The 13,644-nt window shown below is 35.3% G+C and carries 12 protein-coding genes, 2 pseudogenes and 1 riboswitch; of the genes and pseudogenes, 12 read left to right on the top strand and 2 right to left on the bottom strand.

All coding sequences use genetic code 11. From position 1 onward, the window contains the following. On the top strand, positions 1–1,377 hold the full coding sequence (locus H280_RS0110620) for a sensor histidine kinase (RefSeq protein WP_020061103.1): 1,377 nt from the start codon (positions 1–3) through the stop codon (positions 1,375–1,377). A 201-nt stretch (positions 1,378–1,578) separates the two neighbouring features. Here the strand turns inward: H280_RS0110620 and H280_RS0110615 are convergent, their stop codons facing one another. Continuing rightward, positions 1,579–1,878 (bottom strand): hypothetical protein, encoded by a 300-nt coding sequence (locus H280_RS0110615; protein ID WP_442852820.1) that lies wholly within the window; start codon positions 1,876–1,878, stop codon positions 1,579–1,581. Positions 1,879–2,490: 612 nt separating this feature from the next. Between H280_RS0110615 and H280_RS0110610 the strand changes: the two genes are divergently transcribed. Further along, the gene (locus H280_RS0110610) at positions 2,491–4,806 is read left to right on the top strand and encodes an AAA domain-containing protein (protein WP_028411191.1); all 2,316 of its coding nucleotides are present in this window, start codon (positions 2,491–2,493) and stop codon (positions 4,804–4,806) included. Positions 4,807–4,883: 77 nt separating this feature from the next. Continuing rightward, positions 4,884–4,988: riboswitch (SAM riboswitch) on the top strand. 96 nt (positions 4,989–5,084) lie between these two features. After that, entirely contained in the window at positions 5,085–6,281 is a 1,197-nt protein-coding gene (locus tag H280_RS0110605; RefSeq protein WP_020061100.1) for a M20 family metallopeptidase, read from the top strand. Positions 6,282–6,339: 58 nt separating this feature from the next. Here H280_RS0110605 and H280_RS23465 read toward each other — a convergent pair. Then, positions 6,340–7,179, bottom strand: a pseudogene (locus tag H280_RS23465) (alpha/beta hydrolase). Between the two features lie 97 nt (positions 7,180–7,276). On the opposite strand from H280_RS23465, the gene H280_RS0110595 reads away from it, so the two are divergent. From H280_RS0110595 to H280_RS0110555, 9 genes and pseudogenes are all read left to right on the top strand, one after another. Further along, complete coding sequence (locus H280_RS0110595) at positions 7,277–7,855, top strand: GNAT family N-acetyltransferase (protein ID WP_020061098.1); 579 nt, start codon at positions 7,277–7,279, stop codon at positions 7,853–7,855. 12 nt (positions 7,856–7,867) lie between these two features. Beyond that, entirely contained in the window at positions 7,868–8,365 is a 498-nt protein-coding gene (locus H280_RS0110590) for a GNAT family N-acetyltransferase (protein WP_020061097.1), read from the top strand. Positions 8,366–8,692: 327 nt separating this feature from the next. Further along, on the top strand, positions 8,693–9,322 hold the full coding sequence (locus H280_RS0110585; RefSeq protein WP_020061096.1) for a YdcF family protein: 630 nt from the start codon (positions 8,693–8,695) through the stop codon (positions 9,320–9,322). A 206-nt stretch (positions 9,323–9,528) separates the two neighbouring features. Further along, a complete protein-coding gene (locus tag H280_RS0110580; RefSeq protein ID WP_020061095.1) occupies positions 9,529–10,680 on the top strand; it encodes an acyl-CoA dehydrogenase family protein in 1,152 nt (383 codons plus the stop codon). A gap of 111 nt (positions 10,681–10,791) precedes the next feature. Further along, positions 10,792–10,944: pseudogene (locus H280_RS0110575) on the top strand (copper homeostasis protein CutC); the annotation flags it as partial. A 219-nt stretch (positions 10,945–11,163) separates the two neighbouring features. Beyond that, positions 11,164–11,706 carry a signal peptidase I gene (lepB, locus tag H280_RS0110570; RefSeq protein WP_020061093.1) on the top strand — a complete coding sequence of 181 codons (543 nt, stop codon included), beginning with the start codon at positions 11,164–11,166 and terminating at the stop codon, positions 11,704–11,706. 175 nt (positions 11,707–11,881) lie between these two features. Beyond that, the gene (locus H280_RS0110565; RefSeq protein WP_020061092.1) at positions 11,882–12,622 is read left to right on the top strand and encodes an NAD-dependent protein deacylase; all 741 of its coding nucleotides are present in this window, start codon (positions 11,882–11,884) and stop codon (positions 12,620–12,622) included. Between the two features lie 92 nt (positions 12,623–12,714). Then, positions 12,715–13,308, top strand: coding sequence for a kinase (locus H280_RS0110560; RefSeq protein WP_020061091.1), 594 nt, complete (start codon positions 12,715–12,717; stop codon positions 13,306–13,308). 123 nt (positions 13,309–13,431) lie between these two features. Beyond that, complete coding sequence (locus H280_RS0110555; protein ID WP_020061090.1) at positions 13,432–13,632, top strand: hypothetical protein; 201 nt, start codon at positions 13,432–13,434, stop codon at positions 13,630–13,632. The last annotated feature ends 12 nt before the right edge of the window (positions 13,633–13,644 follow it).

Here is a 13,644-nt window from a genome sequence, read left to right as displayed (position 1 = left end):
ATGCGATCATTATATTCACGGTTTGTTTTAATTTCTATTGTAATAATGTTAGTTAGTAGTATGATTGGGTTTTTATTATCGAATGTGTATTATCATCTGTATTTGAAACCATATAACAGTGAAAAGATTTTGAAATACGCACAAGAAGTGAAGCATTTATATGAGCAGTCCGATGAACAAAATCGTGAAGAGTATTTGAAATCTATTTCTAATCTTGGGTTTGAAATTTATGTGGTAGATGATCAAAAACAAGGAAAACGTTATGGAAATGCATTTCGAAAAATTAATGTGAGTGACGAAACAATAGAGAGTGTATTAAAGGGCCATACATATAATGGAATTTCGACGTATCCTACAAGGTTATTTATAACAGGGTTTTTTGATAATGAACTTTTAAATAGTATTGGTATTCCAATTCAACATGATGATAAGCAGTATGCACTCTTTATTCGTCCAGATATTCAGCAGCAATTTGGTGAAATGCGTATTTTCTTTTCTGTATTATTATGTTTAATGGTCGGATTAAGTATTATTTGTATTGCAATTGCAGCTCGGTTTATTGTACGTCCGATTCAGCTTTTTACCAGGGCAACTAAAAAAATTGCAAATGGAGAGTATGAAGTAGCTCTGCCAGAATATCGAAAAGATGAAATTGGAACACTGGCTGTCAGTTTTCGGAAAATGGCGAAAAGCTTAAAGGATTTAGATCAAATGCGACAAGAGTTTGTTTCAAACGTTTCCCATGAATTTCAATCTCCGCTTTCATCGATTCAAGGGTTTTCGAAGACGTTACAAACAAATGAGATGAGCGAATCTGAGCGTAAGCGCTATTTGAAAATTATTGAATCAGAAAGTAGACGCATGTCTAGTTTGTGTAAGCAATTATTAACGCTTGCGTCTCTTGATAAAGAAGAAAGAGTGTTAGATAAAAAAACATTTGATGTAGGTAAGCAAATAAGAGATGTTATTTTTATGTTAGAGTGGCAATGGCGTGAAAAAGATGTCGCGCTGGAACTGGATGTTCCAAGTATACAGGTGCACGGAGATGAAAACCTGCTTCATCAAGTGTGGACAAATTTACTGACGAATAGCATTAAATTCACAGAAAGTGGCGGGACTATTTCGTTTTATGGGGAAGAGAAAGAAACAGAATTGTGTCTCACGATTTCTGACACAGGGCTTGGTATGAGTGAAAATGAGATTGACAAGATTTTTGACCGATTCTACAAAGTGGATGAGGCACGAAATAGAACAATCGAAGGTAGTGGCCTTGGGCTTTCGATTGTGAAAAAAATTATTGACCTTCATGAAGGAAGTATTACTGTACAAAGTGTGAAAGGTGAGGGGACTGCGTTTACCATTTACCTTCCAAAATAGGAGATATATCCAAATTAAAAAATGACATAAAAACCTAACGAGTTCGGTTGACAGGGAGAAAAATGCTAATAACAATGTGAATATTTGCTAATCAGCAAATTAGCAAGATAAATAACAAGCAAAAACGCTCAGATTTCTGAGCGTTTTTTAACAAAATATTTTACAGTCCTTATTGAACTAACGTTTTAAAGTATTTGCACACTACGGAGCAAATTCAATTTGACCAGTAAACAATAAGAAAATCGTGATTATCCAAAATATAAAGAAGGAGGAGGAAAGGATTAAAGATATTATAGGAATTACATTTTTCTCTGTTTTCTTCACTATCCCAATTATAGAAAGTACGATACCTATTCCCGTAAGAAAAAATGTTATATAATCTCCAACTAAATTTCCGATATTTGCTATTCTTGTCGGTGTTACAAAAACAATAAAAAAGCAAAAAATTCCAAAAACCAAAGAAATATAGCTAATTATACCGTTCTTTTTTGGAATAACCATTTTGTTTTCCAAATAAGCACAACCTTTCTAAAACAATATAATTTAACCTGTTAGTTTAGGTACAACCTGCACAATCTATTGGTTTATTTTAACACATTTTTCTAAAAATAAGTTCACTTAATATTAATCGAACTACTTTAGGTAAATGATATCTTTTAAATCAAACTTTTTATCTGAAATATCCAATCGTTGCGCGGGTATTTCCATTACTCCGTTTGATTTCGTTTTAACAACACCCCATAAATTTATGGGGCAGTTTCAATTTGTATGCATATTGATGTGCTAATTATTATGCTAAATTAACTAAAACATTGATATAACAACTTAATTGTTTTCTCCCCAATAACCGAACCCGTTAATAAAAACACCCTTTTCCTGCCACGTGCATGGTTGAAAACAAAAGGAGAAAGATCAGGTTTTATTTTGTATAGCAGCGAATTAGATGTTAAAAAATTTAATAGAAAGCTTGTACAAAAAGGATTGATAAAACGAAAAACCGCAGTGAAATTTTGCTGCGTTTTTTATATTCTATTTCAAAACACTTAATCTATTTTTTAGCAGGAAGCATTTCACTTTTAATCAAGCTATAGGTTTGTGGTATAGTGAGAAAGTATGTTTGCAGTAGAGGAAGGAGACATAAACATGATTACATCTGCGCAAACTCCTTCATTAACAGAAACGATGAAAGAGTGGCATGAAGCATTAACATATGAAATTAAACACTGGAAGACAATTGGTGGAAGTAAACTGTCTATTATAAATGGACGTTTTTTATATACAGACTATGAAAGTAGTGTCTATGTATTTCAGCTTATTTCTGAAGTAAGTTTACCGGACGGAACACCGATTCGAATTGAATTTGACGGTGAGGAAGCAACTGGGGAAGTATTATCTGTTCAAGGATTAGATATTGAAGTCAAACTTAATTGTTACATGCAACATCATATACAGGAAGCTGCATTATATAGTGAGCCGTGGCAGCTATTAGAACACTTGCAAGAACGTTTAAAAGAAGTAAGAAAAGATAAACAAAGACGTCAGCGCGTGAAGCGGTTACTACAAGGAACAAGTGAACCAAAACATATTGTGAAAATGAAAAAAGAGAAAAATGAACTTGCGTATCGTTCGTTTTATAATGCAACAACATACGTCTGGGGACCGCCGGGAACTGGGAAATCATACAATTTATCGCGCATTATTGCAGCTCATTATCAAAGTGGGAAATCTGTTCTTGTATTAGCTCATAGTAATGCAGCCGTTGATGTATTAATGGGCGAAGTAACAAAACAAATTGAGAAAAAAGAGAAGTGGGTACCGGGAGAGGTGATTCGGTATGGTTTTAGTCAAAATGACCAAATTCGTAATCATGAAACGTTACTAACTACGCGATTAGTTGAATCAACAAATGAAGAATGGGAAGAAGAGAGGCTCTATTTAGAAGAATTAAGACAAGAATTAAGACAAAAAATTCTTTCTTATAAAGCGACTTCTGCTGAAAAAAGAAAAATGCAGGAAATAGAGGGCGATCTTCGAAAGCAAAAAGCAAAAGTGAAAGAGGTCGAAAAAGAGTATATTGAAAATGCCAAAGTCATTGGGGCAACATTATCAAAATGTGCAATCGATTCACTTGTTTATGAAAGAACGTTCGATCTTGTTGTCGTCGATGAAGTAAGTATGGCATATGTTCCGCAAATTGCCTTAGCAGCTTCTTTAGGAAAGCGTATTGTCGTGTGCGGAGACTTTCTACAATTACCACCAATTGCATTGTCGAACGGTGAGCTTGTGAATAAGTGGTTAAAAGAAGACGTGTTTTACCATGCTGGCATAGTAGATGCGGTAAATGAACGTATAAAGCATCCGAATTTATATATGCTTAGAGAACAGCGTCGTATGCATCCGCATATTTCTAGTTTTACGAATGAGTTTATTTATAAAAACGAAGTGTTCGACCATCCTTCTGTGACTGAGCGAAATAATATTGCAACTTTACAGCCTTTCATGAAAGAAGCTGCGGTTTTACTAGATACAAGTAATATGGGCGCTTATTCATTAAAAGATGCTGCATCTAGTTCACGTTATAATATCTTTTCTGGATTATTAGCGATGCAACTTACCTTAATTGGTTTAGTGGATGGAATATCGTCAATCGGTATTGTAACACCATATCGTGCCCAGTCACGCTTTTTATCAACGTGCATCAGGGAATTGCTTCAGAAAACAAAGTTCAAAAATGCGCCTGTACTAGCAGCAACAGTTCATAAATTCCAGGGATCTGAGCGTGATATGATTTTGTTCGATACAGTTGATAGCTATCCGCAAGAACGGCCGGGTGTGCTCTTCTTTGACAAAAAAAATCACCGTCTCGTTAATGTTGCGGTAACGAGAGCGAGAGGGAAATTTATTCAGCTATCAGATTGTCAATATATGAGGCAAAACCTTTCGCGAAAACAGGCTTTATCGCATTTAACGTCTCATTTACACAAGCAGGGAGATGTGTATGATCGCACAACATCAAGATCAATTTTAGAGCGGAAGATTACGAAAAGATTGCGATGGTTTGTACAAACAAGCAAAGAAGAGACGAAAGTATTATTAAAAGATATGATCTCAGCGAAAAAGAAAATCATTGTATCTATTCCTAATTCAAGTCGTATAGATAAAAGAGTATGGCAAGCATTAGCACGTGTAGAAGCGTCGGTAATGATCTATACAGAAGGTCAAGTTCCGATAAAAAACGTACAAGTGCATCGTCAAAATAAAGTGATGCCATTTGTTATCATCGATGATGATGATATCATGTGGGTAGGTGCCCCGTTAACATCTCAGATGATCTTTGATGGTAGTCCAGAATTTCCGTATATAACAGCGAGACTACAAGCACCGCAAACAGTTGGAGTACTAAAAGGGTTTTTAGATATAAAAATATAGAATTTTCTTGACTTTTGTTCATGATGAAATTAGAATGAAAATAATTTCAAAATTAATCCTATATGAATACTTTAAATTTCTTATCATGAGAGGTGGAGGGACTGGCCCTTTGAAGCCTCGGCAGCGGATTCATTATGAATACTGTGCCAATTCCAGCAAGTGTAAGGCTTGAAAGATAAGAAAGATGGCATAAGTATATGTATTGTGTATACTACGAAACCTCTTTCTATCTTTTAGAATGAGGTTTTTTATTTTGTATATTGAAAGGGGAATGAAATATGGGAGTTATACAAATTACTACGCATCGAACTAAAATTGTGCAAAGTATTGAGGAGAAAAGAGATCGTTACATAAAAACGAGTCATACAATTTATGAGAATCCCGAAATTGGAAACCAAGAGTTTTTTGCATCCAAAACGCTTAGTTTATTACTTGGAAGTGCGGGTTTTCAACTTCAACATCATATCGCTGGTCATGAAACGGGTTTTATTGCGAGAAAAAGCTCTGGAAAGAAAGGACCTACAATTGCTTTTTTAGCAGAATATGATGCGCTCCCAGGTTTAGGTCACGCCTGTGGACATAATTTAATTGGAACAATTAGCACAGCTGCGGCAATTGCTTTATCAGAGGTGATTGAAGAAATTGGCGGAGAAGTTGTTGTGTTTGGTACACCGGCAGAAGAAGGAGGACTGAACGGAAGTGCAAAAGGAAGTTATGTAAAAGCAGGCTTGTTTAAAGGTATTGATGCAGCACTTATGATCCATCCAAGCGGGAAAACAGCAACAACTAGTCCATCTCTCGCATTAGATCCACTAGATTTTCATTTTTATGGAAAATCAGCTCATGCTGCTGCATCACCAGAAGCGGGAATTAATGCATTGGACGCTGTTTTACAATTATTTAATAGTATTAATGCGCTTCGTCAACAGTTGCCTACCGACGTGCGTATTCATGGGATCATTACAGATGGTGGAAAAGCACCAAATATTATTCCAAATTACGCATCTGCCCGCTTCTTTATTCGAGCAAAAACGAGAGAACGATGCACAGAAATTACAGAAAAGGTTCGTAACATCGCACAAGGAGCTGCGCTTGCGACCGGTACAACAGTAAAGATTGAACAATTTCAAAATGAGATTGATAACTTAGTAATTAACCAAGCATTTAATGCGATAGTGGCTGAAGAACTAGAAGAATTAGGAGAAAATGTTCATCGTGATGAACGAATTGGCATTGGTTCTACCGACGCTGGAAACGTTAGTCAAATAATCCCGACAATTCATCCTTACATTAAAATTGGTAGTGATGATTTAGTTGCACATACAGACGCATTTCGAGAAGCGGCACGATCTGAAAGAGGAGATGAAGCATTAATCGTTGGAGCAAAAGCATTAGCACTAACGGCTTATCGCTTAATTACAGAGGAATCATTGTTAGCAAACATTAAACAAGAGTTTGAGAATGTGAAAAAGTGAATATGTAGAGAATTTCCCCCACTTTAAAACACATTAGCTTTTAAAGTGGGGGAATTCACTAGGAGCAAGACCAATTCTTCCTTATCTCCTCTACTACAACCCCTGGATTATCCCAATGTAGCATGTGAGTAGTATTAGGAATTCGTTTTACTGTTCCGCTTGTTTTCTGCTCAAAAATGTTAGCTGTCTCAGCTCGATATTCATCCATGCTGCTCGGTAATGTAGCTCTGAGTAAAATAATATTAGTTGGGAGGTTTCCATAAATATCTACTGTTTCGTGTTTATGCATCGCTTTCACAATATTTCCACCTGTTACGCCTCTTGCGTGCCAATATATTTTATTGTTCTTTTCTAGGCCAAGATCCTTTACTGCCATTTCTATGAGTGGAGACCACCTTGTATATGCCTCTTTTTCACTTTTGAAGAAACCTTTCCAATCATCAAATACATATTCCTCAAAATCTTTTTCATGGTAAGCGACTTCTTCTTCCATAGTTTGTTCCTTAAGGCTTTTCGTTTGATAGCCACCATCAATAAGAATGGAACCCTTTACTCTTTCTGGATATTCCGCTAAATAAAACAAAGATACAAAACTTTCCCATGAGTGTGATAAAAAATAAAATTGATTAATCTCAAGATGATTCAATAAATTGTTTAGCCACGTTGTCAAACGAGGCATTTCGTATTCTTCAGCTTGTTCAAAGGGAGAAGTTTTACCGTGCCCAGGCGCATCAATTGCAATCAATCTGTATTCTCCTTTGAGCTCTTCAGCAATTTCGATAAAGCTCAGGCTAGTGCTACCTAGTCCGTGTAAACAAAAGATTACAGGGTTATTTTCATTGCCCTATTCTGTAATATGTACATCTGTTTTCCCATTGTTGATAAAATAGCGTTTCAAAATATATTCCCCTAAGTTTCTTTAATTAGATATTTTTGAAAATTTATATAATTAATATTATTATATAATAGAGATGGAAAGAAAAGAGGACTATTTTATGGAATTTATATATAATCGAGCAAAATTGCAATTATTATCTATAAGTGATGTAGGACCATTGTACGCCATTATTGAAAAACACCCAGATATTTGGACATATTTAATAGCGAAAATGGATTGTTTGGAAGACATGGAAATGTTAGTTGAAGAATCGATAGAAAAGTATAAAAATGGAGTTGACCTGCCGTTTACTGTAATTGATCAAACAACAAATGAAATTGTGGGAACGACGCGGCTATACAATATTTCAAAGGATTGCAAAACAACAGAGCTTGGCCATACTTGGTACAGTCCAACCGTGCAACGTACAAGTGTAAATACAGAGTGCAAATATATGATGCTTCGTTATGCATTTGAAGAGCTAGGAATGTTGCGTGTCCAAATTAAAACGGATGCTCGTAATGAAAAGTCACAGCGAGCAATTGAAAGACTTGGAGCCGTTAAAGAAGGGATAATGCGAAATGAACGCCAACTTCCAAATGGATATGTGAGGGATGCGGTTGTATATAGTATTATTTCAGAAGATTGGTCAAGTGTAAAAGAACAATTAGAAAATAAATTAAAGTGTTATTGGTAGAGGGGGATAAATATGCCGTATATAGAAACCGAACGTTTAAAAATGATTTCATTCACATTAGAATTAGTAGAGGCTACAATACAAGGGAATGAGGAACTTCCGAAAATAGTTCCTTATAAAGTTTCTAAGCAATGGCCTATGCCTGATTATGCAGAAATTTTACCGTGGATAGCAGAGCGACTACAAGAAAATCCAGAAAGTAGCCAGTGGAGTGGTCTTATTATTCATAAAGAGGATCATACAATTATTGGTGATATGGGTTGCAAAGGTGGTCCAGATGTAAATGGGATTGTTGAAATAGGCTATAGTATTGTTCCGGATTATCAAGGAAAAGGATATGCTACAGAGATGGTAAAAGGTCTTGTGGAGTGGTTATTAAATCAACAAAATGTAACTACGATTAAAGCGGAATGTTTAACAAGTAATACTGCTTCTGCGAGGGTGTTAGAAAAATCCGGTTTTTGTTGTGTGTTACAGGAAGAGCGTATGAAATATTGGATTTTAAAATAATAGTTTAACAGAAATGTCTCCTAGTATGCTAAGGGGCATTTTTTTCTTACAAAATGATTACGTATTTTATATACTTTTGTTTCATGATTCCATTATGCAGAAAAATTCGCTACAATATAGAAGTTGAGAGTTTGAGAGAAATATAAATTGTTATTGTAAATAGACTACTTATGTATAAGTTAAAAGAACGACATAAAAACCTCTTTTATAGAGCTGCTATTAAGAAAACTACCTTCTTTCAAATGAATTCAAAAAACAAATTGACCGATTATTTGATTAAGCGAATTTTTATATAAAGTATGTATGAAATACGGGGGCTATAAGTTTATGAAGAAAAAAAGAAGTATAAAAGTAAGAGTGGTGCAGGCACTCTTATTCATACTTGGTTCCATTATTGTATTTGTCGGTTATGCGGCGTATGATATTTGGCATTATCGTTCTAAGACAGAGCAAGTTGATACAGATGCGGCAGTTGTGTTAGGTGCGGCTTCTTGGAATGGAAAACCGTCACCGGTACTTCGTGAGAGAATTAATCATGCCATTTCTCTTTATCAAAATGGAAGTGTTAAAAAAATTATTTTTACAGGTGGTACGAAGTTTGAAACAGAATTAGAAGAAGCACGTACGTCAAAAATATATGCATTAAAGCAGGGTGTGAAGGATGAAGATATTTTAATTGAAACGGAGTCGCGTTTTACAGAAGAGAATTTAAAAAATGCCCTTCAGATTGGAAAAGAACATGGCATACAAACGTATACAGTTGTAAGTGATCCGCTTCATATGAAACGAGCAATGCAAATTGCTAAGCACCTCGGTATGGATGCCTATTCTTCACCAACACCAACGTCTGCTTATCGCAGCCTAGACACAGAGTTACCGTTCTTTTTTAAAGAGTTATGTTCTTATATTGGTTATGTTGCATCCTTACCTGCTAAGTCTTTGAAGGGTGATGAATAAAGGAGATATCCCAATGTTTTAGGATATCTTTTTTGTTCAAAACACTGTTTTCCTGTCGGAACAGCGGGATAATTGAGATGTAGATTAATATGTTTGGGGAAAAGAATAAGTAAAGGGAAAAATCTATAAACGAAATTTTTGTTGTGTAATAACTAAAGGGAATTGTATGCATATAATTTTAGGATGACGTGGAAAGGGTTGATGAAATGGATTTTGTAAGAACGAAAGAGCAAAAAAAGCGGCTTAGTGAATTACAACCATATATCACTCTATTTTCAAACAGAGAGCAGCAGTTAGATAAATTGTATTCATTTCCTTTTGAAAATGTAAAAGATTTAAAAGGAATTGGGTATACATCCTGGACAGTTCCGAAGGACGAAGGTGGTTTAGGAATGTCCTTGTATGATCTTTTATTATTTCAAGAATATATTGCACAGGGTGATGGTGCGACGGCACTATGTATGGGGTGGCATCTTGGGATTATACATGAACTTTCTGAAAATCGTTCATGGGATAAAAAATTGTTTTCTTGGCTTTGTAAGCAGGTGAAGAACGGAGCGCTTATAAATCGAGCGGCCACGGAACGAAACACAGGGAGTCCGACAAGAGGAGGAAAACTAGAGACAACAGCGGTACGAAAAGGAGATAATTGGATTATTTCTGGAAGAAAAACATTTACAACAATGGCACCAGTATTAGATTATTTTTTAGTTTCTGCATCTATCGAAGGGACAGAAGAAATAGGAGAATTTCTTGTTCCACGTACTACAGAGGGTGTCTCAATTGAAGAAACATGGGATTGTGTAGCTATGCGAGGTACAGCAAGCCATGATTTGATTTTAGAACAAGTAGCAGTTCCATATAAATATTTTGTTGAGGAAATTTCACCGCGTAGTACAGAAAAGAGAAGAGGGTGGCTTTTGCACATTCCAGCTTGTTATCTCGGAATTGCAGAGGCGGCACGGCGGTATGCTTTGCAATTTGCTGCAACATATCAACCAAATAGTTTGAAGGCTCCGATAGCGATGGTGCCAAATGTGCAAAGATTAATAGGAGAAATAGAATTAGAGATGATGCAAGCTCGTTCTTTTTTATATAGTGTTGCAAAGCGCTATGAAGAAGATAAACAGTGTATGCAAGCCGAGATGGCAGCTGTGAAGTATACGGTGACAAATGCTGCGATTTCTATTGTGGATAAGGCGATGCGTATCGTCGGAGCAAGGAGTTTATCTGAAAAAAATCCATTACACCGTTATTATTTGCATGTACGCGCTGGTCTTCATAATCCTCCAATGGATGATATGACAATTTCGCTATTAGCACAACATGCTTTGCAAGATTTTGATGTTAAAAAATAGGTACTACTTTCCTTTTTCGTATATAATAAAAATGGACAATGTACAAAAGGGAGTTAACAAATGCTAGAAGTCATCGCAACATGTTTAGAAGATGCCAAACGGATTGAGCGTGGCGGTGGTGTGACGAAAGAGAATGTACAACAATTATTGAATGATACAGGGATTACACAAACTCACGTAGGTACAGCGGTGAGAGAAGGAAAATCGTACTTTGGTGAAGTTATTGTTCAAAATATACAAGAAATTGCAAAACTGACTATATAAATTCATTTTAATTTTTCGACATTAAGTCGCGGTTATGCAGAATGAAATAAAGCCGCTACTTGCCTGCTCCTTTTGTTGTTAACCTCGCATGTGGCAGGGAAAGGCCCTGACCGCTACTATGCATGGCTAGACGCTCTCGTCCTTCCCAAAAAAGCAAGGGGTTATTATGTCGTTTTTTAAATTTGCATTTATATAGTTCTTAAAGGAGATAGGGAATAGATGAAAAAGAGTGAGATTATGTCATGGGTTAAAAGTATTGCTTTAGCTTTAATTATTGCATTTGTTTGTCGGGCATTTTTATTTACACCATCGCTTGTGCAAGGAGAATCTATGATGCCAACGCTAGAAAACAATGAGAGAATGGTTGTAAATAAAATTGGCTATAGTATACAAGGGTTAGATCGTTTTGAAATTATCGTTTTTCATGGGAATGAAGGTCATGATTTAGTGAAACGAGTAATTGGGTTACCAGGAGACACAATCGAATATAAACACGATATTTTATATGTAAACGGTAAAGCAGTTACTGAACCATATTTAGATGAATATAAAAAGCAGATATCTGGAGAGGTATTAACTCCTGATTTTACATTAGAAGGGATAACAGGGAAGAAAACTGTTCCAGAAGGTTCTGTATTTGTACTAGGGGATAATCGTCAAGTATCTAAAGATAGCCGAGCATTTGGATTTGTCTCTGAAGAACAAATTGTTGGGAAAGGTTCAGCGATATTTTGGCCATTGCAGCATGCTAGGGCACTATAATCGTTTTTGGAAGGGATCAAAACTCATTTTGAGTTTTGATTCTTTTTTATTTTTATCTTGAGGATGTGCAACCAAAATTTAAGAATTAGCTGACAAAACTTAGTAAGGAAATATTTCCAAGTTATTATGAATGCCTGTTATAATGTAAAAAGAATGATACATAGAGGTGAATGTTGTGCAGCATTATGGAGAAGTGTGTTCTATTATTAACAATGCCAAGAAAATTACAGTGTTAACCGGAGCAGGTGCAAGTACAGAGAGTGGAATTCCAGACTTTCGATCAGCAAATGGTTTGTATGCAGATGCAAAGGTAGAAATGTATTTATCAAGAGGATATTATAATCGAAATCCAAAAGAATTTTGGAAACATTATAAAGTAATTTTTCAAATTGATACATTCCATCAATATAAACCGAATGAAGGACATGCGTTTCTTGCGCAGTTAGAGCAGGCGGGAAAAGATATTGTAGTGTTAACACAAAATATTGATGGCCTTCATCAATTGAGCGGGAGTACACGTGTTATTAATTTGCATGGTACGCTTCAATCTGCTCATTGTCCGAAATGCCGTGTGCAATACAACTTACAATATATGATTGAACATAAAGTGCCGCGCTGTGAAAAGTGTAATTTCATTTTGAATCCAGATGTTGTGTTATATGGAGATACATTACCGCAATTTCAAAAGGCAATTGAAAGGTTATATGAAACGGATGTATTAATTGTGATGGGAACGTCGTTGAAAGTACAGCCTGTGGCATCCTTTCCGCAAATAGTAAAGCGAGAAATAGGAGCAACAACAATACTTGTTAATAATGAACAAACAGGACAAGAACAATATTTTGATTATGTATTTCATGAAACAATTGGGGAATTTGTGAAGGGAATATTAGCAGATAATGAAAAGACGGAGTAATTACATGCTAATGTAAATCGTATATGTTTGTATCTCTTTAAAGTTCCACCGCTGTTACTAACAAAGAGATTGTTTTCAAAGGGGAGAGTAGCTTGGAGGAGAATGAAAGAATTTTACTGGACATAATTAAGAATATCAACAAAGGGGATCGGTTTATTTTAGGGATAGATGGCTTAAGCCGTTCTGGTAAAACAACACTCGTAGAAAAACTTAGTCAAAATATGAAAGAAAAGAACATCTCGTTTCATGTCTTTCACATAGATGATTATATTGTCCAGCGTGAAAAACGTTATAATACAGGGAATGAGGAATGGTATGAGTATTACAATTTACAATGGGATACGGATTGGTTAAGTCGTAATTTTTTCAGTAAACTAAAATCCTCTAACCATCTTGCTCTTCCTGTTTATGATGATGAATCTGACACACATAGTAAGAAGGAAATTCAGCTTTCTAATGCATGTGTTATCATAATAGAAGGTGTTTTTCTTCAGCGAAAAGAGTGGAGAAGCTTCTATGATTATGTTATATATCTAGATTGTCCAAGAAGTATGAGGTTTCTTCGTGAAAGTGAAGATACTCAAAAGAACATTGCGAAATTTGAAAATAGGTATTGGAAAGCTGAAGAATTTTATGTAAATACGGAAGCTCCTGACAAACATGCTGATTTGGTGCTAAAAGGATAAAATAAAACAAACAACGCATTTCGTTTTTCCATGCGTTGTTTGTGCTGTGTTTTGAAAATTCAATAATCGATATAAAAAGTATTGTTTCTTTAGTAATAAACCATAAACAAAAGGAGGATATATATGAGCGCAGTTCAAAATAATATTTTTACTAAATATAATGCCATACATATTCGTGCTTTCGATAGTAAGAAAGATGATTTGAGTTTAATAAGCCCCTCTATTAGTGAGATAATATCAATTATTGATGGAAAGGATTTTTGGGTAAGTATTTGGTTTAGTAGATTATTAGTAAAACTTATTGAACTAATTAAAAAAAACTGAATTTTTTTATAG

The organism is Bacillus sp. 123MFChir2 (assembly GCF_000383235.1).
GTDB lineage: Bacteria > Bacillota > Bacilli > Bacillales > Bacillaceae_G > Bacillus_A.
The sequence above is the reverse complement of the archived record's forward strand: the minus strand, read 5'-3'. Positions and strand labels throughout refer to the sequence as shown.

Coding starts and splice junctions, on each gene's coding strand:
- H280_RS0110620 (WP_020061103.1), top strand. CDS start 1: ATGCGATCATTATATTCACGGTTTGTTTTAATTTCTATTGTAATAATG.
- H280_RS0110615 (WP_442852820.1), bottom strand. CDS start 1,878: ATGGTTATTCCAAAAAAGAACGGTATAATTAGCTATATTTCTTTGGTT.
- H280_RS0110610 (WP_028411191.1), top strand. CDS start 2,491: ATGTTTGCAGTAGAGGAAGGAGACATAAACATGATTACATCTGCGCAA.
- H280_RS0110605 (WP_020061100.1), top strand. CDS start 5,085: ATGGGAGTTATACAAATTACTACGCATCGAACTAAAATTGTGCAAAGT.
- H280_RS0110595 (WP_020061098.1), top strand. CDS start 7,277: ATGGAATTTATATATAATCGAGCAAAATTGCAATTATTATCTATAAGT.
- H280_RS0110590 (WP_020061097.1), top strand. CDS start 7,868: ATGCCGTATATAGAAACCGAACGTTTAAAAATGATTTCATTCACATTA.
- H280_RS0110585 (WP_020061096.1), top strand. CDS start 8,693: ATGAAGAAAAAAAGAAGTATAAAAGTAAGAGTGGTGCAGGCACTCTTA.
- H280_RS0110580 (WP_020061095.1), top strand. CDS start 9,529: ATGGATTTTGTAAGAACGAAAGAGCAAAAAAAGCGGCTTAGTGAATTA.
- lepB (WP_020061093.1), top strand. CDS start 11,164: ATGAAAAAGAGTGAGATTATGTCATGGGTTAAAAGTATTGCTTTAGCT.
- H280_RS0110555 (WP_020061090.1), top strand. CDS start 13,432: ATGAGCGCAGTTCAAAATAATATTTTTACTAAATATAATGCCATACAT.